The sequence below is a fragment of the Nocardioides jensenii JCM 1364 = NBRC 14755 genome, from assembly GCF_001552535.1.
Classification (GTDB): domain Bacteria; phylum Actinomycetota; class Actinomycetes; order Propionibacteriales; family Nocardioidaceae; genus Nocardioides; species Nocardioides jensenii.
In genome coordinates this window covers 49,998-68,134 of record NZ_BCRJ01000076.1, presented here as the reverse complement: position 1 = coordinate 68,134, position 18,137 = coordinate 49,998, and the positions used below count along the sequence as shown (strand labels likewise).

At 69.7% G+C, this 18,137-nt stretch carries 14 protein-coding genes; 5 read left to right on the top strand and 9 right to left on the bottom strand.

From position 1 onward, the window contains the following. The coding region (eno, locus tag NJ4_RS17185) for a phosphopyruvate hydratase (protein ID WP_067437867.1) at positions 1-1,279 on the bottom strand (1,279 nt) is incomplete at its 3' end. 209 nt (positions 1,280-1,488) lie between these two features. Here eno and NJ4_RS17180 point away from each other — a divergent pair. From NJ4_RS17180 to NJ4_RS17165, 4 genes are all read left to right on the top strand, one after another. Next, on the top strand, positions 1,489-4,101 hold the full coding sequence (locus NJ4_RS17180; RefSeq protein ID WP_082748816.1) for an esterase-like activity of phytase family protein: 2,613 nt from the start codon (positions 1,489-1,491) through the stop codon (positions 4,099-4,101). A 208-nt stretch (positions 4,102-4,309) separates the two neighbouring features. Then, positions 4,310-5,248 carry a MetQ/NlpA family ABC transporter substrate-binding protein gene (locus tag NJ4_RS17175; protein WP_067437865.1) on the top strand — a complete coding sequence of 313 codons (939 nt, stop codon included), beginning with the start codon at positions 4,310-4,312 and terminating at the stop codon, positions 5,246-5,248. Positions 5,249-5,251: 3 nt separating this feature from the next. Continuing rightward, positions 5,252-6,280: a methionine ABC transporter ATP-binding protein gene (locus tag NJ4_RS17170; RefSeq protein WP_067437863.1), complete on the top strand. Its 1,029-nt coding sequence runs from the start codon at positions 5,252-5,254 to the stop codon at positions 6,278-6,280. After that, entirely contained in the window at positions 6,280-6,939 is a 660-nt protein-coding gene (locus NJ4_RS17165; RefSeq protein WP_067437861.1) for a methionine ABC transporter permease, read from the top strand. The genes NJ4_RS17170 and NJ4_RS17165 overlap by 1 nt, the downstream gene beginning before the upstream one ends. A 22-nt stretch (positions 6,940-6,961) precedes the next feature. Here the strand turns inward: NJ4_RS17165 and NJ4_RS17160 are convergent, their stop codons facing one another. From NJ4_RS17160 to lon, 7 genes are all read right to left on the bottom strand, one after another. Further along, positions 6,962-7,426 carry a hypothetical protein gene (locus NJ4_RS17160; protein ID WP_157551193.1) on the bottom strand — a complete coding sequence of 155 codons (465 nt, stop codon included), beginning with the start codon at positions 7,424-7,426 and terminating at the stop codon, positions 6,962-6,964. Positions 7,427-7,473: 47 nt separating this feature from the next. Next, entirely contained in the window at positions 7,474-7,938 is a 465-nt protein-coding gene (locus NJ4_RS17155) for a hypothetical protein (RefSeq protein ID WP_067437857.1), read from the bottom strand. Next, entirely contained in the window at positions 7,935-8,564 is a 630-nt protein-coding gene (locus tag NJ4_RS17150; protein WP_067437855.1) for a MazG family protein, read from the bottom strand. Before NJ4_RS17150 ends, NJ4_RS17155 begins: the two co-directional genes overlap by 4 nt. Continuing rightward, positions 8,555-9,247 carry a SurA N-terminal domain-containing protein gene (locus NJ4_RS17145; protein ID WP_067437853.1) on the bottom strand — a complete coding sequence of 231 codons (693 nt, stop codon included), beginning with the start codon at positions 9,245-9,247 and terminating at the stop codon, positions 8,555-8,557. Before NJ4_RS17145 ends, NJ4_RS17150 begins: the two co-directional genes overlap by 10 nt. Positions 9,248-9,313: 66 nt before the next feature. Next, positions 9,314-12,916 (bottom strand): transcription-repair coupling factor, encoded by a 3,603-nt coding sequence (gene mfd / locus NJ4_RS17140; protein ID WP_407668077.1) that lies wholly within the window; start codon positions 12,914-12,916, stop codon positions 9,314-9,316. A 38-nt stretch (positions 12,917-12,954) separates the two neighbouring features. Next, positions 12,955-14,112 (bottom strand): low temperature requirement protein A, encoded by a 1,158-nt coding sequence (locus tag NJ4_RS17135; RefSeq protein WP_067437849.1) that lies wholly within the window; start codon positions 14,110-14,112, stop codon positions 12,955-12,957. Positions 14,113-14,184: 72 nt separating this feature from the next. Beyond that, the gene (lon, locus tag NJ4_RS17130) at positions 14,185-16,521 is read right to left on the bottom strand and encodes an endopeptidase La (protein WP_067437847.1); all 2,337 of its coding nucleotides are present in this window, start codon (positions 16,519-16,521) and stop codon (positions 14,185-14,187) included. Positions 16,522-16,640: 119 nt separating this feature from the next. Here lon and NJ4_RS17125 point away from each other — a divergent pair, with 119 nt between their 5' ends. After that, the gene (locus NJ4_RS17125) at positions 16,641-17,207 is read left to right on the top strand and encodes a TerD family protein (protein WP_067437845.1); all 567 of its coding nucleotides are present in this window, start codon (positions 16,641-16,643) and stop codon (positions 17,205-17,207) included. Here the strand turns inward: NJ4_RS17125 and NJ4_RS17120 are convergent. Further along, positions 17,198-18,130: a LysR family transcriptional regulator gene (locus NJ4_RS17120; protein ID WP_067437843.1), complete on the bottom strand. Its 933-nt coding sequence runs from the start codon at positions 18,128-18,130 to the stop codon at positions 17,198-17,200. The genes NJ4_RS17125 and NJ4_RS17120 overlap by 10 nt on opposite strands. Positions 18,131-18,137 lie beyond the last annotated feature (7 nt).

Genomic DNA, 18,137 nt, shown 5'->3' with positions numbered 1-18,137 from the left:
AGCCCCGGTTGTAGCGCGGGAACGCGGCGGCACCGGCGTAGCGGGCCGCCTCGCCGAGCTCTTCCTCGATGCGCAGGAGCTGGTTGTACTTCGCGGTGCGGTCGGACCGGGCCGGTGCGCCACTCTTGATCTGGCCGCAGTTGGTGGCCACGGCGAGGTCGGCGATCGTGGTGTCCTCGGTCTCGCCGGAGCGGTGGCTCATCATGCAGCTGAAGCCACTGCGGTGCGCGAGGTCGACGGCGTCGAGGGTCTCGGTGAGCGACCCGATCTGGTTCACCTTCACCAGCAGCGAGTTGGCCTGGCCCTCTGTGATGCCGCGCTGCAGCCGCTCGACGTTGGTGACGAAGAGGTCATCGCCCACCAGCTGGGTCTTCGTGCCGAGCTCGTCGGTGATGGTCTTCCAGCCCTCCCAGTCGTCCTCGTCGAGTGGGTCCTCGATGGAGACGATGGGGTACGCCGCGACGAGCTCGGCGTAGTACGCGCTCATCTCGGCCGACGTCTTTGCGGTGCCCTCGAACGTGTAGGTGCCGTCGGTGCAGAACTCGGAGGCCGCGACGTCGAGCGCGAGCACGACGTCCTTGCCCAGCTCGAGGCCGGCGCCCGCGATCGCCTCGGAGATCAGGTCGAGGGCGGCGCGGTTGCTCTCGAGGTTGGGCGCGAAGCCGCCCTCGTCACCCAGCCCGGTCGAGAGGCCCTTCTCCTTCAGCACGGACTTGAGGGAGTGGTAGACCTCGGCACCCATGCGCAGCGCCTCGCGGAAGGTCGCGGCGCCGATCGGCGCGATCATGAACTCCTGGATGTCGACGTTGGAGTCGGCGTGCGACCCACCGTTGAGGATGTTCAGCATCGGCACCGGCAGCACGTGGGCGTTCGGTCCGCCGACGTAGCGGTAGAGCGGAAGCCCGGCGGAGTCAGCGGCGGCGCGGGCCACCGCCAGCGAGACACCGAGGATCGCGTTGGCGCCGATGGTCGCCTTGTTGGGGGTGCCGTCGAGATCGAGCATCGTCTGGTCCACCAGCCGCTGGTCATCGGCCTCGAGGCCCTCGATCGCGGGGGCGATCCGGTCGAGCACGGCCTTGACCGCCTTCTCGACACCCTTGCCCGCGTAGCGGTCGCCGCCGTCGCGCAGCTCGACCGCCTCGAAGGCGCCGGTGGAGGCACCCGAGGGCACCGCCGCCCGGGAGAACGTGCCGTCGTCGAGTTGGACCTCGACCTCAACCGTGGGGTTGCCGCGCGAATCGAGGATCTCGCGGGCGCCGACTGCAGCAATGGAAGCCACTGGGGAATGCTCCTGAAGGTCGATGGATCGAGCGGGCCCAGCCTAACCGGGACGACTCTCGCATTCCGGCAGCACCCGCGCGTGTGGGACGGGTGCCCAACGGTCACCGTTCCAGCGTCGACGGTTCACCTCACGGCCACCGCCCCGCAAGGCGATGCCACGAGCATGCCCACGTCACATCTCGGGCCCGTCCCCTCGAAAGGCACATCATGCTCGTACGCCGTGGACTGGCGCTCGCCGCCGTCGCCGCGTTGCCACTCTCCGCCCTCTCCGTGCTGGGCGGCTCCGCGACCGCGGACAACTCCACCCCGACGGACTCCCCCTCCTCGTTCCACCGGCTGGCGACCTACCCCGTGTTCCAGAACGTGCCCGAGGGCGTCGACCCGGCCCAGGCCACGGTGGCCGAGATCCCCTCGGTCAGCGCCGACGGCAGGACGGTCGCCTACACCGACGCACTCGGTGGCCGGATCGGGTTCCTCGACCTCACCGACCCGTCGACCCCCGTCGGCCTGGGCAGCCACGACGTCTCGGGCAGCGAGAAGGGCGGCCAGCCGACGTCGGTCGCGGTGACCGACTCCAGTGCCGGCGAGGTCGCCCTGGTCGTGGTCGACCAGAGCACCTACCCGGGGCTCGAGGACACCCAGTGGGAGGGCGAGGACCCAGCCCCCGGGGTCCGCGAAGGGCGCCTCGACGTCGTCACACTCGGCGGCGACCACGACGAGGTCGCCTCCATCGACCTGGGCGGGCAGCCCGACTCGATCGCGATCTCCCCCGACGGTCGCTACGCCGCGATCGCCATGGAGAACCAGCGCAACGAGGCCGTGACGCCGGAGGGCGGGGACGAGGGTGACCTGCCACAGGCCGCCACCGGGAGTGTCGCCGTCATCGACCTGGCGAACCCCGATCCCACGACCTGGGAGGTCACACCGGTCGAGCTTCCCGCGTCCGCGCTGACCGGTCTCGACACCCCGGAGGACGTGGAGCCGGAGTACGTCGACATCAACGACGACAACAAGTTGGCGCTGACCCTGCAGGAGAACAACGGCGTGGTCGTCATCGACCTGCCCACCGGCCAGATCGACCATGCCTTCTCGGCCGGCAACGCGAAGGTCGACGGCGTCGACACCACCAAGGACGGCGTCTTCAACCCGGCCGGGTCCATCGACGCGCCGCGTGAGCCCGACGCCATCCAGTGGGTCGGAGACGGCCTGGTCGCCACTGCCAACGAGGGCGACTGGAAGGGCGGCACCCGCGGGTGGACCGTCTTCGACACGGCCACCGGCGAGGTGAGGTGGGACGCCGGCAACTCGTTCGAGCAGATCGCCACGCGTCACGGGCTGCACAACAACGACCGGGCCGCCAAGAAGGGCGCCGAGCCGGAGGGGCTCGCGTTCGAGACCATCGGCGGTACGCCGTACGCGTTCGTCGGCTCGGAGCGCAGCAACTTCGTCGCGGTCTATGACATGACCGAGCCCACGGCACCGGTCTTCCGTCAGGCGCTGGCCACCACCAACGGGCCCGAGGGCCTGCTGCCGATCCCGTCCCGGGACCTGCTGGTGGTCTCCTCGGAGGAGGACGACGCCGGGGCCGGGGTGCGCGCGTCGGTCGGGGTGTTCAAGCTCGCCGACGGCCCGTCCGCGTTCCCTTCGGTCATCTCGGCCGATGTCGACGGCCAGCCGATCGGCTGGGGTGCGCTCGGAGCGCTGAGTGGCGACCCGACCGATGCGACCAAGCTCTGGGCCGCCAGCGACTCGGCGTACGCGACGGGGAGGATCCATCACCTCGATGTCTCCGCGAAGCCGGCCACGATCGAGAGTGTCCTCGAGGTCACCAACGGCGACGGGTCCCGGGCCAAGGTCGACATCGAGGGCATCAGCGCCCGCGAGGACGGCGGCTTCTGGATCGCCTCGGAAGGTGCGACCGGTCCGCAGAACAAGCTCTACCGCCTCAACGACGAGGCCGAGATCGTGCGCACCGTCTCCCTACCCAAGGAGGTCCGTGACGGCCTCGGCAAGTGGGGCCTCGAGGGCGTCTCGGCGGTCAGGACCGGCGCGAACGAACACGTCTACGTCGCCCTGCAGCGGGCGATCGCCAGCGAGTCCGCGGCCCGCATCGGTCGGTACGACGTCCGCGAGGACCGCTGGACCTGGTTCGGCTACACGCTCGAGAGCACCTCGGTCGAGGGCGACTGGTTGGGTCTGTCGGAGATCACCGCGATCGACGCCAACACCGTCGCCGTGATCGAACGCGACAAGCTCAACGGTCCCCGTGCGGCGATCAAGCGGGTCTACACGGTCGACGTGCCGATGTCGCACTCGGACGTCGTACGACCGGTGAAGAAGCGGCTCGCGGTCGACGTACTGCCCGCGATGCAGGCGCTGAACGGCTGGACCCAGGAGAAGCTCGAGGGCCTCGGCATCACCTCCGGCGGCCGGGTCGTCGCGGTCACCGACAACGACGGACTCAAGGACGCGACCGGTGAGACGCAGCTGCTCGAGCTCGGCACCTACAAGTCGCTGTTCGGCAGGTCGCTGGGCACGACCGCGTCACTGAAGGCGTCGGCCCGCAAGGTCAGGAGGGGCAAGCCGCTCACGCTGACCGCGACCCTGGCGCCGTCGTTCGTCACCGGTCGGGTGCAGGTGCTCGACAAGGGCAAGGTGATCCGCACGGCCACCCTCGTGAACGGCCGCGCGGTGGTGAGGCTGACCGGGCTCACGGTCGGCACGCACCGGTTCGTCGTGAAGTACGCCGGCTCGCCGACCTCGCTCGCGTCGGTCTCCAAGCCGGTCGTCGTCAAGGTCCTCAAGCCCACGAAGCGCTGATTGACCCGCTGGGATAGTCCCTGACGTTCGGCCCCTCGGGGTGGGGTCCGAACGTCAGGGACTATCGCGCATCCGGCCGAACGGTGAGGGATCACACACCCGGAAAACGTGAGATCCGGGAATGTCCAGCGGCTGAGTGGACTTAGTGTCACGTCACCACTCAGCACGCTCGCCGTCCACCACCCCCGGACGGCTCGAAAGGACGACGATGTCTGACTCCCCCGCACCTCTGATCGAGGCCCCCAAGAAGAACCCGTTGCTGATCGTGCTGGGCGTCGTCGTTGCGCTCGCCGTGATCGTGGGCGTCTGGTTCGCGTTCCTGCGCGGTGACGACAGCCTCGTCGGCGGCGACGACACGTCGGTCACCATCGGCGTGGTCGACTCGAGCGAGCCCTACTGGCAGACCTACGTCGCCGCGGCCAAGAAGGAGGGCATCGACGTCAAGCTGGTCAACTTCACCGAGTACACCCAGCCCAACCCGGCCCTGACCAACGAGGACATCGACCTCAACGTCTTCCAGCACATCGTCTACCTGGCCGACTACAACGTCTCCAACAAGCAGGACCTGGCGCCGATCGGCTCGACCGCGATCTACCCGTTGGCGCTCTACTCCAAGAGGTACGACGACGTCGACGCGATCCAGGAAGGCGACACGGTCGCCGTACCCAACGACCCGAGCAACCAGGCCCGCGGGCTGCTCGTGCTGCAGTCGGCCGGCCTGATCACGCTGAAGTCCGGCGGCTCGATCTTCTCCGACCTCGCCGACGTCGACGAGTCCGCCTCCAAGGTGACGGTGAAGGCCCTCAGCGCCGAACTGACCGTCACCTCGCTCGACGACCTCGCGGCCGCGATCGTCAACAACGACTTCGTGACGGACGCCGGACTCGACCCCGACGACGCGATCGCCCAGGACGACCCGTCCGACCCGAACGCCCTCCCCTACGTCAACATCTTCGTGGCGCGCGCCGGCGACGAGGACGACGCGACCTACCGCAAGCTCGTCGAGATCTTCCAGAACGACAAGGACGTCCAGAAGGACCTCGTCGCGTCCTCGGGTGGCACGGCGATCACCCTCAAGACGCCGGTGAAGGACCTGGAGTCCGCCCTGGAGAAGGTCGAAGCCGACACCCGGGACCAGAAGAACTGACCGATGGCTCTCATCGAGATCCGCGCCGTGTCCCGGGAGTTCCCGGGGCGCGGCCGGAAGGCACCTGCCATCCACGCCCTCGACGGGGTCGACCTCGAGATCGAGAGCGGCGAGATCGTGGGCATCGTGGGCTACTCCGGTGCCGGCAAGTCGACCCTGCTGCGACTGATCAACGCGCTCGACCGGCCGACATCCGGCACGGTCACGGTCGACGGGTCGGTCGTGAGCGCGCTCACGGAGCGACAGCTGCTGCCGGTGCGTGCCGAGATCGGGATGATCTTCCAGCAGTTCAACCTGCTCTCCAGCCGCACCGTGTGGGGCAACATCGCCTACCCACTGCAGGTGGCCGGGGTGCCCAAGTCCGAGCACCAGCGGCGCATCTCCGACCTGCTCCACTTCGTCGGCCTGGCCGACAAGGCGCACGCCTGGCCCAATGAGCTCTCCGGTGGCCAGAAGCAACGAGTCGGCATCGCCCGCGCGTTGGCCACCAACCCGAAGATCCTGCTCGCCGACGAGCCGACCAGCGCTCTGGACCCGCAGACCACCGACGAGGTGCTCGCGCTGCTGCGCCGGGTCAACGAGGAGTTCGGCATCACCATCGTGCTGATCACCCACGAGATGGAGGTGGTGCGCACCCTCGCGCACCGCGTCGCGGTGATGGAGAAGGGGCGGATCGTCGAGACCGGCCCCGTCTTCGACCTGTTCGCGAACCCCCAGCACGAGGCGACCAGACGGTTCGTCAGCACGCTGGTGGAGCAGGGTCCGCCCGAGCGCACCCGCGAACGACTCCGGGAACGCCACGAGGGCCGCTTCGTCACCCTCTCCCTGCGCGACGAGTCGGTGACGCCGTCCGACGTGTTCGCCCAGCTGATCGACCGCGGTGTCCGCTTCGAGCTCATCCACGGCGGCGTCGAAGACGTCAACGGCCGCACGTTCGGCCACCTGACCCTGGCCCTGACCGGTGACCCGGCCCGCGTCGACGAGGCGATCACCGCCGTGTCCGGCATGGTCGAGACGACGGAGGTGCCGTGATGGATCGGCTCTCAGAGCTTCAGGACTTCTACTGGCAGGCGACGTTCGAGACGCTCTACATGGTGCTCGGCGCGCTGCTGCTCGGCGGCGTGTGCGGTCTGCTGCTCGGCCTGCTCCTCTACGTGACCCGCACCGGTGGCATCAAGTCGAACCGCGTCGTCTCCGTGCTCTCCAACGTCGTGGTCAACACGTTCCGCCCGATCCCGTTCATCATCCTCATCGCCGCGGCCCAACCGCTGGCGCGGGCGGTCACCGGGACCGGCATCGGGAACAAGCCGGCCATTTTCGTGATGGCCATCGCCGCCACCTTCGGCATCGCTCGCATCGTCGAGCAGAACCTGCTCACCGTCGACCCGGGTGTTCTCCAGGCGGCCCGGGCGATGGGTGCCAGTCGCACCAGGATCATCTTCACCGTGCTGCTGCCCGAGGCCCTGGGCCCGCTGATCCTCGGCTACACGTTCGCGGTGGTCGCCCTCGTGGACATGTCCGCCGTGGCCGGCGTGGTCGGCGGCGGTGGCCTCGGAAACTTCGCCATCGTCTACGGCTACCGCCAGTTCGACACCGTGGTCACCTGGGCCGCCGTGCTCATGATCATCGTGATCGTGCAGGTCACGCAGTTCTGCGGCAATGCCCTGGCCCGCAAGGTCCTCCGCCGCTGAGCACCCTCGACAGTGGGGAGGGTCAGGTGGCGGCCTGCGCGGACGCGGCCGCACGGGCCCGCATCAGGTACGCGATCCACAGCAGGAACACGGCCTCGGGGACGGTCACGTCGTCGGGCACCTCGACCCACGGCTTGTTGGTCCAGAAGCTGCCCTTGCCACTGCTGCCGACACGCACTCCGCCCCGGAACACGTCGTAGGCGCTGATGAACAGTCCGGCCGGCTTGATCTCGTACGTCGACCCGCCGGCGGTGACCTGCCAGCCCTGGCGCCAGAAACTCGGCCGCCAGGCACTGAAGCGCAGGGCCGGATCCGCCTGGCAGACAGCGATGCGGGCACCGGCGTCCTTGCCGAACGACCACGGGCGACCCTCGATGACGACCCCCGCCCGCTCGGACCAGAACGCCTTGTCGAGCTCGGCCACCGTCGTACCGTCCGCGCGCGACACGGACAGCAGGCCCGTGCGCTTCTCGAGCTGATATCGCATGGTGATGACCATGTCCACGTCGAGGAAGCCTGAAACGGCGGCCCGCCTCACGTCCGAGGCATCGGTTCCCGACGACTGCGAGTGCGCATGATGAGGGCGACCCACAGCAGGAAGACCGCGTCGGCGGCGGGCACGTCGTCGGCCACGTCGAGGTCGGGGCGTATCCCCCACCACATCGATCCTCCACTCACCCCGATCACGACACCATCACGCACGACGTCGTACCGCCTCGCGACCGGGCTCTGCCGCTTGATCTCGTAGCGGGTCGGGCCGCAGACCAGCTCCCAGTGAGCACGGAAGGGACCGGCAGAGCGGGCAAAGTGCACTCCCGGACGCAGACTGCTGGTGGCCGTCCGGATGCCGTCGGGGTGCTTGTCGAAGGTCCACGGAACTCCCTCGACGAGGCCGGTCGCGCGTTCGGCCCCGAGCACCTTGTTGAGCCGGGCCAGCGTGACCCCGTCCTCGCGGACCACGGCCAGGATGCCGGCTGCCTTCTCGGTGCGGTACCTCATGACGTCGAGGCGGGACCGGCGACGCGGCGTACGGCCTCACGCAGGGCCTGCTCGGGGTCGACGCCGTCACGGCGAGCCTCGTCGACCAGGGCGAGCAGCCGATCTCCGAGGTCGTCACTCGCGGGCGTCACGGCACGACCCTCGCGCTCGAGCCGGTCGAGCACCTTGTCGGCCAGCAGCAACGCGGGAAGCGTCGGCGGCAGCCCGTCGAAGACCGAGGTGCGTTGCTTCTCCTCCGCCTTGATCGCCTGCCAGATCTCGTTGATCTCGACCGGGTCGTCGGGCCTGGACGACGTGTCGGAGCCGAAGACGTGCGGGTTGCGACGCACCATCTTCGCGATCAGGTCCGCAGCGACGTCGTCGATCGTGAAGGCTCCCGACTCGGCGGCGATCTCGGCATGGAACCAGACCTGCAGCAGCAGATCGCCCAGCTCCTCACGCAGGTGCTCCGGATCGCCGAGGTCGATCGCCTCCAGGGTCTCGTGCGCCTCCTCGAGCAGGAAGCGGGAGAGCGAACGATGGGTCTGCCCGGCCTTCCAAGCACACTCACGACGCATCCGGGTCATCACCGCGGTCAGCTCGACCAGACGCTCCCCGGGCCTCACGGAGTTGCCGCTCAGCCGCACTTCTGGGAGTCGGGCAACGAGGCGACGTAGGCCTTGACCTTCGCGTCGTCCGGCTTCTTGCCCTGTGTGCCCTTGGCGAGATCGCTGACCGCGAACGAGAGCGACTGCTCGTCGGTGCCGGCCGGGTCGAAGCGCGGGTCGAGCACCACGTCGAGGTCGTTGTCGTGCGCCCACTGCGCGATGGTCTGCTTGCCCAGCGTGGTGGCATCGTCCTGGGAGGCCAGCTGCTTGCCCGCCTTCTGCGCGACGTCGAGGGCCACCATGGTCTCCACCGTCGCGGCGTAGGTGCTGCGGGTGAGGTAGTCGCGGGCGGTGCCGCGCAGGTGGGCCGCGATGTTCTGCTCGACCTCGTCCCGGATCTTGGCCTGCTGGGGTCGGAACTGCGCCTCTTCGTCGAGATCGTGGGCATCGGCGTACTGCCGGGCCAGGGTCTCCTCGACCAGGACCGAGAGGTAGTCCGCGCGCAGCGAGGACAAGGGCTCGGCCGTGTTCGCCTGCTGCAACTGCGGCAGCACGAGCTCGCAGTAGTCACCGACCCTGGCGTCGACGTCCTCGATCGAGATCGTCTGGTCACCCACGACGGCCGCGGCACCGGGGTGCAGGTCGGGGCTGAGGTCGGACCCGCATCCGGACAGCGCCAGCATCGAGACTGCGCCCAGGGCTACGGCGAGGCGGATCCTCACGGTCGGACTCCTTCGAGGGGTTGCTGATGTGCGTCCCCCACATTCAAGCAGGCGACGTGACACGCCTCACGCCCCGGGTTGTACGACGACCGCGGGCGGATCGAGGACGCCGTCGATCACCTGACGCGCCCAGGCCAGCAGCTCCTCGTCGCGCAGGTGCCCACCGGGAACCGTGGGCCGCGGGACCAGCACGGTGCTGGTCGTCGTCTTCACCAACGACTTGGGGTAGACCCGCTGGAGTCGCAGCGTGCGTGACTCGGGCAGGTCGACCGGCGCGAACCGCACGTTCTTGCCGGCGAGAGTGACCTCACTGATCCCGGCCTGGCGCGCGCGAGCCCGGAACCGGGCGACCTCGAGGAGCGAGGTCACCGACGTGGGCGGGTTGCCGTAGCGGTCGAGCATCTCCTCGTGCAGCAGCTTCACGTCGTCGTCGGAGCGCACCTCGGCCAGCCGCTTGTACATCTCCAGGCGCAGCCGCTCGGACGGGATGTAGTCGTGGGGCAGGTGGGCGTCGATGGGCAGCTCGATGCGCACCTCGGCCAGCTCGGGCTCCTTGTCACCGCGGAACTCGGTGACCGCTTCCCCCACCAGCCGCACGTAGAGGTCGAAGCCGACGTCGGCGATGTGGCCGGACTGCTCGCCGCCGAGCAGGTTGCCGGCGCCACGGATCTCGAGGTCCTTCATCGCGATCGCCATGCCGCCGCCGAGGTCGGAGTGCTGGGCCAGCGTGGCCAGCCTCTCGTGGGCGGTCTCGGTCAGCGGCTTCTCACTGGGGTAGAGGAAGTAGGCGTAGGCGCGTTCGCGCGAACGACCCACCCGGCCGCGCAGCTGGTGCAGCTGGGAGAGACCGAGGGTGTCGGAGCGCTCGATGATCATCGTGTTCGCGTTCGACACGTCGAGGCCCGACTCGACGAGCGTCGTACACACCAGCACGTCGAAGCGCTTCTCCCAGAAGTCGAGCATGACCTGCTCGAGCTGGCGCTCGTTCATCTGGCCGTGGGCGGTGGCGACCCGCGCCTCGGGGACCAGCTCCTGGATCTTCTGCGCCGCCTTCTCGATCGACTGCACCCGGTTGTGGATGTAGAAGACCTGGCCCTCGCGCAGCAGCTCACGCCGGATCGCGGCGGTCACCTGGCGGTCCTCGTAGCCGCCGACGTAGGTCAGCACGGGGTGCCGTTCCTCCGGCGGGGTGGCGATCGTCGACATCTCGCGGATGCCGGTGATCGTCATCTCGAGGGTGCGCGGGATCGGCGTGGCCGACATGGAGAGGACGTCGACGCTGGTGCGCAGCGTCTTCATCTTCTCCTTGTGCTCGACGCCGAAGCGCTGCTCCTCGTCGACCACGATCAGGCCGAGGTCCTTGAACCGCACCTCGGCGTTGAAGAGCCGGTGGGTGCCGATGACGATGTCGACGGTGCCGTCGGCCAGGCCCTCCATGACCTCCTTGGCCTCCTTGTCGCTCTGGAAGCGCGAGAGCGCCCGCAGGTTGACCGGGAAGCCGCTCATCCGCTCGGCGAACGTCGAGAAGTGCTGGGTCACCAGCAGCGTGGTCGGCACGAGGACGGCGACCTGCTTGCCGTCCTGCACCGCCTTGAACGCGGCACGGACGGCGATCTCGGTCTTGCCGTAGCCGACGTCGCCGCAGACCAGGCGGTCCATCGGCACCTGCTGCATCATGTCGCTCTTGACCTCGTCGACCGTGCTCAGCTGGTCGGCGGTCTCCTGGAAGGGGAAGGCGTCCTCAAGCTCACGTTGCCACGGGGTGTCCGGCCCGAACGCATGGCCCTTGGTGGCCTGGCGGGCGGCGTAGAGCCTGATCAGCTCGGAGGCGATCTCGCGGACCGCCTTGCGGGCCTTGTTCTTGCGCTTGGTCCAGTCGGCGCCGCCGAGCCGGTCGAGGCTGGGCGCCTCGCCACCGACGTAACGGGTGACCTGGTCGAGCGCGTCGGCAGGCACGTAGAGCCGGTCCGGAGCGGCCCCGCGCTTGGCCGCCCCGTATTCGAGCACGAGGTATTCGCGAGTCGCGCCCTGCACCTCGCGCTGCTTCATCTCGACGTAACGACCCACGCCGTGCTGCTCGTGCACGACGTAGTCGCCGGGCTTGAGCTCGAGCGGGTCGATCTGCTTCTTGCGGCGCGAGGGCAGCTTGCGCATGTCGCGGGTGCTGGACTTCTGGCCGGAGATGTCCTCCCCGGTGAGCACGGCGAACGTCTCGCCCACGAGGCCCTGGATCAGCTGGGCCTGCAGCACGTTCACCACGCCGTCCACGCCCTTCGGTGGTCGAGAAGGGCGCTCTGCGCCCGTATCGAGACCGCCCTCGACCAGGCGGGCCGCGACCTCGTTCTCGCCGAGCACCTCGACGGTGCGCTCGGCGGGGCCGTGGCCCTCGCGGACCACGAAGACCTGCCGGCCAGTGTCGAGCCAGCCCTTGATGTCGCGCACCGCCTGGGCGACGTCGCCGCGGTAGGCCTCGGCCGGGTTCAGCTCGATGACCCGGCTGGACGGAGCATCCGGGTCGAGATCGCCGACGCGGTCGAGATCGTCGTCCAGCCCGAACGGGCTCACCGACCACCACGCCAGCCCCGACCCGATGGCGTGCTCGCGCACCTCGCCGAGCTCCTTGTAGGAGGCGGCACCCAGGTCGATCGGCGCCGTGCCGCCGCTGGCCGCTGCCGCCCACGAGGCACCGAGGAACTCCTCGCTGGTGGCGACCAGGTCGTGGGCCCGCGAGCGCACCCGCTCCGGGTCGAGCACCAGCACGCTGGTTGCCTCCGGCATCAGGTCGACCAACAGCTCCATCTCGTCGACCAGGACCGGGGCCAGCGACTCCATGCCCTCGACCGCGATGCCGTTGGCGATCTTGTCGGTCAGCTCGATCAGCTGCGGGTGCGCGGCACCCAGCTCGGCGGCGCGACGGCGTACGTCGTCGGTCATCAGCAGCTCGCGACACGGCGGCGCCCACAGCCGTTCCACGGTGTCGAGGGTGCGCTGGTCGGCGACCGCGAAGCTGCGGATCTCCTCGACGTCGTCACCCCAGAACTCCACCCGGAGCGGGTGCTCCTCGGTCGGTGGGAACACGTCGACGATGCCACCGCGGACGGCGTACTCGCCTCGCCTCTCGACCAGGTCGACCCGGGAGTACGCCGCATCGTTGAGGCGTCGCGCCACGTCGTCGATCTCGACGGTGTCGCCCTTGTGGATCTCGACCGGCGCCAGGTCGCCGAGCCCCTTGACCTGGGGCTGCAGCACGCTGCGCACCGGCGCGACGACGACCTTGAGCTCGCCCTCCTCGGGATGCACGATGCGGCGCAGCACGGCCAGCCGCCGGCCGACGGTGTCGCTGCGCGGGCTGAGCCGCTCGTGGGGCAGCGTCTCCCAGCTCGGGAAGTAGGCGACCAGGTCGGGGTCGATGAGGTCGGCCAGGGTGGTGACCAGGTCCTCCGCCTCGCGCTGCGTGGCGGTGACCGCCAGCACGGTGCGGCCCTCGCGGACCAGCCCGGCCACGACGAACGGGCGTACGCCGGCCGGCCCGGTCAGGTCGAGCGCGTTGACGGTGCCGACATCGGCCAGCGCTCCTGCCAGGGTCTTGTCGGCCAGCACGACCTCCGCGAGACCTTGCAGGCGCATGCCAGATTCGTTGGGCACGGCGGTTCCTCCACACGACGACAGCCCCCGGCCAGGAATGACAGGGGGTGAACTCGCCCATCCTACGCGGCCACGGGGACAGCCTTCTGTGGGCGGAGCTCGAGGACCAGCAGGGCGCAGCAGAGCACGCCCGCCCACAGCTCGGACCAGGGAACGGACGTGACCGCGACCAGGCCGGCGAGCACCAGGACCAGGGGCCCCCACGTGCGCACCGAGGAGTCGTGCAGCCGCAGGTGCACCGCCCAGAGGGCCATCAGGAACACCGCCGCCGGCCCGGTCACGAAAGCCGAGCTGACCACGTCGCTGATCTCGGAGTGGTGGGAGTAGTAGTCGATCCTCGCCGCGAGACCGGCTCCGAGGGCGGCACCGGAGGCGAAGATGAAGTAGTGGCCGAAGCCCCAGACAAAGGGGTTCACGTCATTGTCGCCCGACAGGACGTCGCCGGTGTCGCGCGAGAAGTAGAGCCACCAGGCGCTGAACACGACCAGCAGTCCCCCGACCACCACGAGGCCGGCCCGCCAGCCGATCGTCTCGCCGTCGATGGCGACCTGGATCGCCACCGTCGTGGACAGGACGGTTTCGCCGAGCACGATGATGAACATCAGGGAGTAGCGCTCGGCGATGTGGTGCGGGTGCCAAGGCGTCGGCCCGGACTGCTCGGCCCAGAACGGCACGGCGAGGTCGGCGAGGGCGAGCACCAGGAAGGCCGGCACGAGAAGGTCGTGGGGAGCCCAGAGGAACACCACCCAGCCGAGTTGCACCGCCACAAGCCCCAGGACGTAGCGGTGACAGGTCGCCCGCCCTCCCGGATGCCCCCGGGAAGCCCGCAGCCACATGGCGACGAGGCCGACCCGCATGATGACGTAGCCGACGACGATGAGGGTGAAGTCCTCCTCGAAGAGCCGGGGCACCCCCGCGGCAACCACCAGCGACCCCGAGATCTGCAGCAGGGTCAGCACCCGGTTGAGCGGGTCGTCACTGTCGAAGGCGGAGTTGAACCAGGCGAAGTTCAGCCACGCCCACCAGATCGCGAAGAACGCGATGCCGAAGAACAGCACCCCGTGCCCGACGTGGTCCTCGCTGATCGCGTGGTGCAGCTGCAGCGCGGCCTGGGCGATCGCGACGACGTAGCAGAGGTCGGTGAAGAGCTCGAGTGGCGTGGCTGCCCGGTGCTCCTCGTGGGGATCACGTGGTCGCAGGGCAAGTCGCGGCGTCACCATGGCGAGCAGTTTTCCATGCGCCCGGCCGGAGAAGTGGACGCGCCCGCGTGGTGATGCGGGCGCGCCCACTGCTCAGGCGGCCTCGACCGCCGGGGCCTCGGCCACCAGCGCCCGCTCGAGGATCTCGGTGACCCGACCGACCGGTGTCACGGTCAGCGCCGCCAGAATCTCCGCGGGCACGTCGTCGAGATCGGCCCGGTTGCGCTCCGGGATGAACACCTCGGCGACTCCCGCCCGCTGCGCCGCGAGCAGCTTCTGCTTCACTCCGCCGATCGGCAGCACCCGACCCGAGAGCGTGACCTCGCCGGTCATCGCGATGTCGGAGCGCACCGCCTGGCCCCGCAGCAGCGACACCAGAGCGGTCACCATCGTGACTCCCGCGGAAGGCCCGTCCTTGGGTGTCGCACCTGCCGGGAAGTGCACGTGCAGGGACCGCTCGAAGGCGCTCGCCGGGATCCCGAGCTCACCCGCGTGCGAGCGCACCCAGGACAGGGCGATGTGGGCCGACTCCTTCATCACGTCGCCGAGCTGTCCGGTGACCGTGAGTCCGGTCTCCCCGTCTGCGGCCGACGTCTCGACGTAGAGCACGTCGCCGCCCATGCCGGTGACGGCCAGCCCGGTCGCGACGCCTGGCACCGACGTCCGCTCCTCCAGGTCCGGCGTGAACCGGGGCCTGCCCAGCAGGCCGGTCAGCTGCTCCACACCGATGTCGACGCGTTCGACCTCGCCCGACGCGATCCGGGCGGTCGCCTTGCGGAACGCCTTGGCCAGCAGCCGCTCGACCTGCCGTACGCCGGCCTCGCGGGTGTAGTTGGCCGCGATCTCGCGCAGCGCCTCGTCGTCGATGGTGACCTCCTCGACGCTCAACCCGGCCCGCTCGAGCTGCCGCGGGACGAGGAAGTCGCGGGCGATGGCGACCTTGTCCTCCTCGGTGTAGCCGTCGATCGAGACCAGCTCCATCCGGTCCAGCAGGGCGGCCGGGATCTGGCCCACCTCGTTGGCGGTCGCGATGAACAGCACGTCGGAGAGATCCAGGTCCAGCTCGAGGTAGTGGTCGCGGAAGGTGTGGTTCTGCGCGGGGTCCAGCACCTCGAGCAGCGCCGCCGCCGGATCACCCCGGTAGTCGGAGCCGACCTTGTCGACCTCGTCGAGCAGCACGACCGGGTTCATCGAGCCGGCCTCCTTGATCGCGCGCACGATGCGACCGGGCAGGGCGCCGACATAGGTGCGCCGGTGGCCCCGGATCTCGGCCTCGTCGCGGACCCCGCCGAGCGCGACCCGGACGAACTCGCGGCCCAGGGTGCGCGCCACCGACTCGCCGAGGGAGGTCTTGCCGACGCCGGGCGGCCCGGCCAGCAGGATCACCGCACCGGAGCCACGGCCTCCCACGACGTCCAGACCGCGCTCGGCGCGACGCGCGCGGACCGCGAGGTACTCGGTGATCCGGTCCTTGACCTCGTCGAGCCCGTGGTGGTCCGCGTCGAGGACGGCCCTGGCCGCGGCGACGTCGGTGTCGTCCTCGGTCCGCACCGACCAGGGCAGGTCGAGCACGGTGTCCAGCCAGGTGCGGATCCAGCCCGCCTCCGGGTTCTGGTCACTGGCCCGCTCGAGCTTGTCGACCTCGCGCAGCAGCGCCTCACGCACCGCGTCGGGGACGTCGGCCGCCTCGATCCTGACCCGGTAGTCGTCGCCGCCGTCGGCGTCACCCTCGCCGAGCTCCTTGCGGATCGCGCTCAGCTGCTGGCGCAGCAGGAACTCACGCTGGGACTTCTCCAGGGACTCGCGGACGTCGGACTCGATCTTCTCGCTGACCTCGGACTCGGCCACGAAGTCGCGCATCCAGTCGACCAGCAGGCGCAGCCGCTCACGCACCAGTGGTGTCTCCAGGAGCTGCCGCTTGCGGTCGTCGGAGAGGTACGGCGCGTAGCCGGCCGTGTCCGCGAGCACGGACGGGTCCTCGATGCGGGTCACCTGGTCGGCGACCTGCCACGCCTCGCGTCGCTGCAGCAGGCCGACCACGAGCTGGCGGTACTCCTCGGCGAGGGCACGGACGTCGTCGTCCACGTCGCCGACGTCGACCGGCTCGACCTCCACCCACAGCGCCGCGCCCGGCCCGGGCACGCCGCTGCCGATGCGGGCCCGGCCCCCGGCCTTGAGCACCGCCGCGGGCTCACCGCCGGAGAACCGGCCGACCTTCTCGACCGTGGCGACCACGCCGTACGACGCGTAGCGGTCCTCGAGCCGTGGTGCGACGAGGACCTGCGCTGACCCACCGCTCTCGCGGGAGGCGATCTGCGCGGCGTCGATGGCGGCTCGGGCGGGCTCGTCGAGCTCGACCCGCACCACCATCCCGGGGAGCACCACGACGTCGGAGAGGAACAGCACCGGAAGCTGAATGGGGTTCGTCATGCCGGGTTCAATGCATTCCGGGCCGGCCGTGTTCCGGCGTTCGCGGACGGCGAACTCGGGAACACACGGGGCTTTCCATGGCCGGGTAGTTTCGGGAGCACCGTCGACAGGAGGCCACGATGACCGAGTTGACCACGGGCGAGCAGCTCGCCCTCACCGATGAGGAGTCGCAGCCGTTCGCCCGAGTGCTGATGGGTCTGGGCTGGGACAAGGAGAAGTCCGCCGGCTTCATCGGCTCCGGCGCACCGGACGTCGACCTCGACGCCTCGGCGGTGGCCTTCGCGCACGGGCAGTACGCCGACATGGTCTTCTACAACAACCTCACCACACGCGACGGGGCCGTCGTCCATCTCGGCGACAACCAGAGCGGTCGGGGCGAGGGCGACGACGAGACGATCACCGTCGACCTCACGAAGGTGCACCCGCAGATCGACACCATCGTCTTCCAGGTCAGCAGCTATCAGGGCCACACGTTGGAGTGGGTGCGCAACGCGTACTGCCGGCTCGTCGACGAGGGCGGCACCGAGCTGGCCCGGGTCACACTCACCAACGGCGTGCCCGAGACCGGCGCGGTGCTGGCCAAGCTCGTGCGCGACGGCGACCACTGGAGTCTGCACGCGATCGGCCAGGGCATCGCGGTGAAGATCCCCTCAGAGTCCGTGGCGGCACTGCTCCCCTACGTGTGAGCGTCGGCCGCGGGCGTCGCCGCCCGGTCGCGCGTTGCCTCTTCGGCGGCGCCGCGCAGCGCGGCGAGCACGTGCCGAACGGCCAGGCGCTCGGCCCGGTCGGGCCGCATCACCGCGAAGATGTGGCGTGCGGTCGAGATGCCGCGCAGCGGTCGTAGGACGACGTCGTTGCCCTGCGGTGAGGTGAACCGCGGGAGGACAGCGACCTTGGCGCTGGCCGCGACGAGTGCCTCGATCAACCGATTGTCACGCATGCGCTGAACGACCCGGATCCGCTTCCCGGTGGCTGCCTCGACGGCCAGCCGCACCGTGTCGAAGGGGAATCCGATCGGCACCCCGATCCACTCCTGGTCGACCAGGTCCTCCGGGCGTACGTCGGCCCGCGCCGCCAAGGGATGCTCTGCCGAGAGGGCCACATCGAGAGGTTCGCGGAGCAACTCGACGGCGAACAGGCGTTCGGTTCCCGCCGGCGCGAGCTGGGTCAGGCTGTGGGCGATCACGATGTCGTGCTCGACGACGAGATCGGCGTACGCGCTCTCCGCGACGTCCTCATCGGTGAAGACCAGGTCGATCTCGGTGCCCTCGAGTGCGGCGAAGGTGCGGGGCAGGAGGTAGGTCGCGGCGCTGGGCAGGCCGGCCACGGCGACGGTTCCCGAGAGGTGGCCCCGGAACGCATCCCAGCGAGCCTGCACCTGTGCGACGACGCGGGCGACGTCCTCGCCGCCCCCGGCCAGCACGTGGCCGGCCGGGGTCAACCGCAGTCCGCGTCCCGCGGGCTCGACCAACGGCGTGCCGAGCTCCCGCTGGGCCGCACGCAGCTGCTGGCTGACCGCTGAGGGAGTGCGGTGGGTGGCCCGGGCGACCTCGGTGACACTGCCGCGGACGGAGAGCTCACGGAGCAGTTCGAGATGACGCACGTCCATGAAGCGA

Excerpts from the sequence above, each read along its gene's own strand:
- NJ4_RS17180 (WP_082748816.1), top strand. The coding sequence starts at position 1,489 with ATGCTCGTACGCCGTGGACTGGCGCTCGCCGCCGTCGCCGCGTTGCCA.
- NJ4_RS17175 (WP_067437865.1), top strand. The coding sequence starts at position 4,310 with ATGTCTGACTCCCCCGCACCTCTGATCGAGGCCCCCAAGAAGAACCCG.
- NJ4_RS17170 (WP_067437863.1), top strand. The coding sequence starts at position 5,252 with ATGGCTCTCATCGAGATCCGCGCCGTGTCCCGGGAGTTCCCGGGGCGC.
- NJ4_RS17165 (WP_067437861.1), top strand. The coding sequence starts at position 6,280 with ATGGATCGGCTCTCAGAGCTTCAGGACTTCTACTGGCAGGCGACGTTC.
- NJ4_RS17160 (WP_157551193.1), bottom strand. The coding sequence starts at position 7,426 with ATGCGATATCAGCTCGAGAAGCGCACGGGCCTGCTGTCCGTGTCGCGC.
- NJ4_RS17155 (WP_067437857.1), bottom strand. The coding sequence starts at position 7,938 with ATGAGGTACCGCACCGAGAAGGCAGCCGGCATCCTGGCCGTGGTCCGC.
- NJ4_RS17135 (WP_067437849.1), bottom strand. The coding sequence starts at position 14,112 with ATGGTGACGCCGCGACTTGCCCTGCGACCACGTGATCCCCACGAGGAG.
- lon (WP_067437847.1), bottom strand. The coding sequence starts at position 16,521 with ATGACGAACCCCATTCAGCTTCCGGTGCTGTTCCTCTCCGACGTCGTG.
- NJ4_RS17125 (WP_067437845.1), top strand. The coding sequence starts at position 16,641 with ATGACCGAGTTGACCACGGGCGAGCAGCTCGCCCTCACCGATGAGGAG.
- NJ4_RS17120 (WP_067437843.1), bottom strand. The coding sequence starts at position 18,130 with ATGGACGTGCGTCATCTCGAACTGCTCCGTGAGCTCTCCGTCCGCGGC.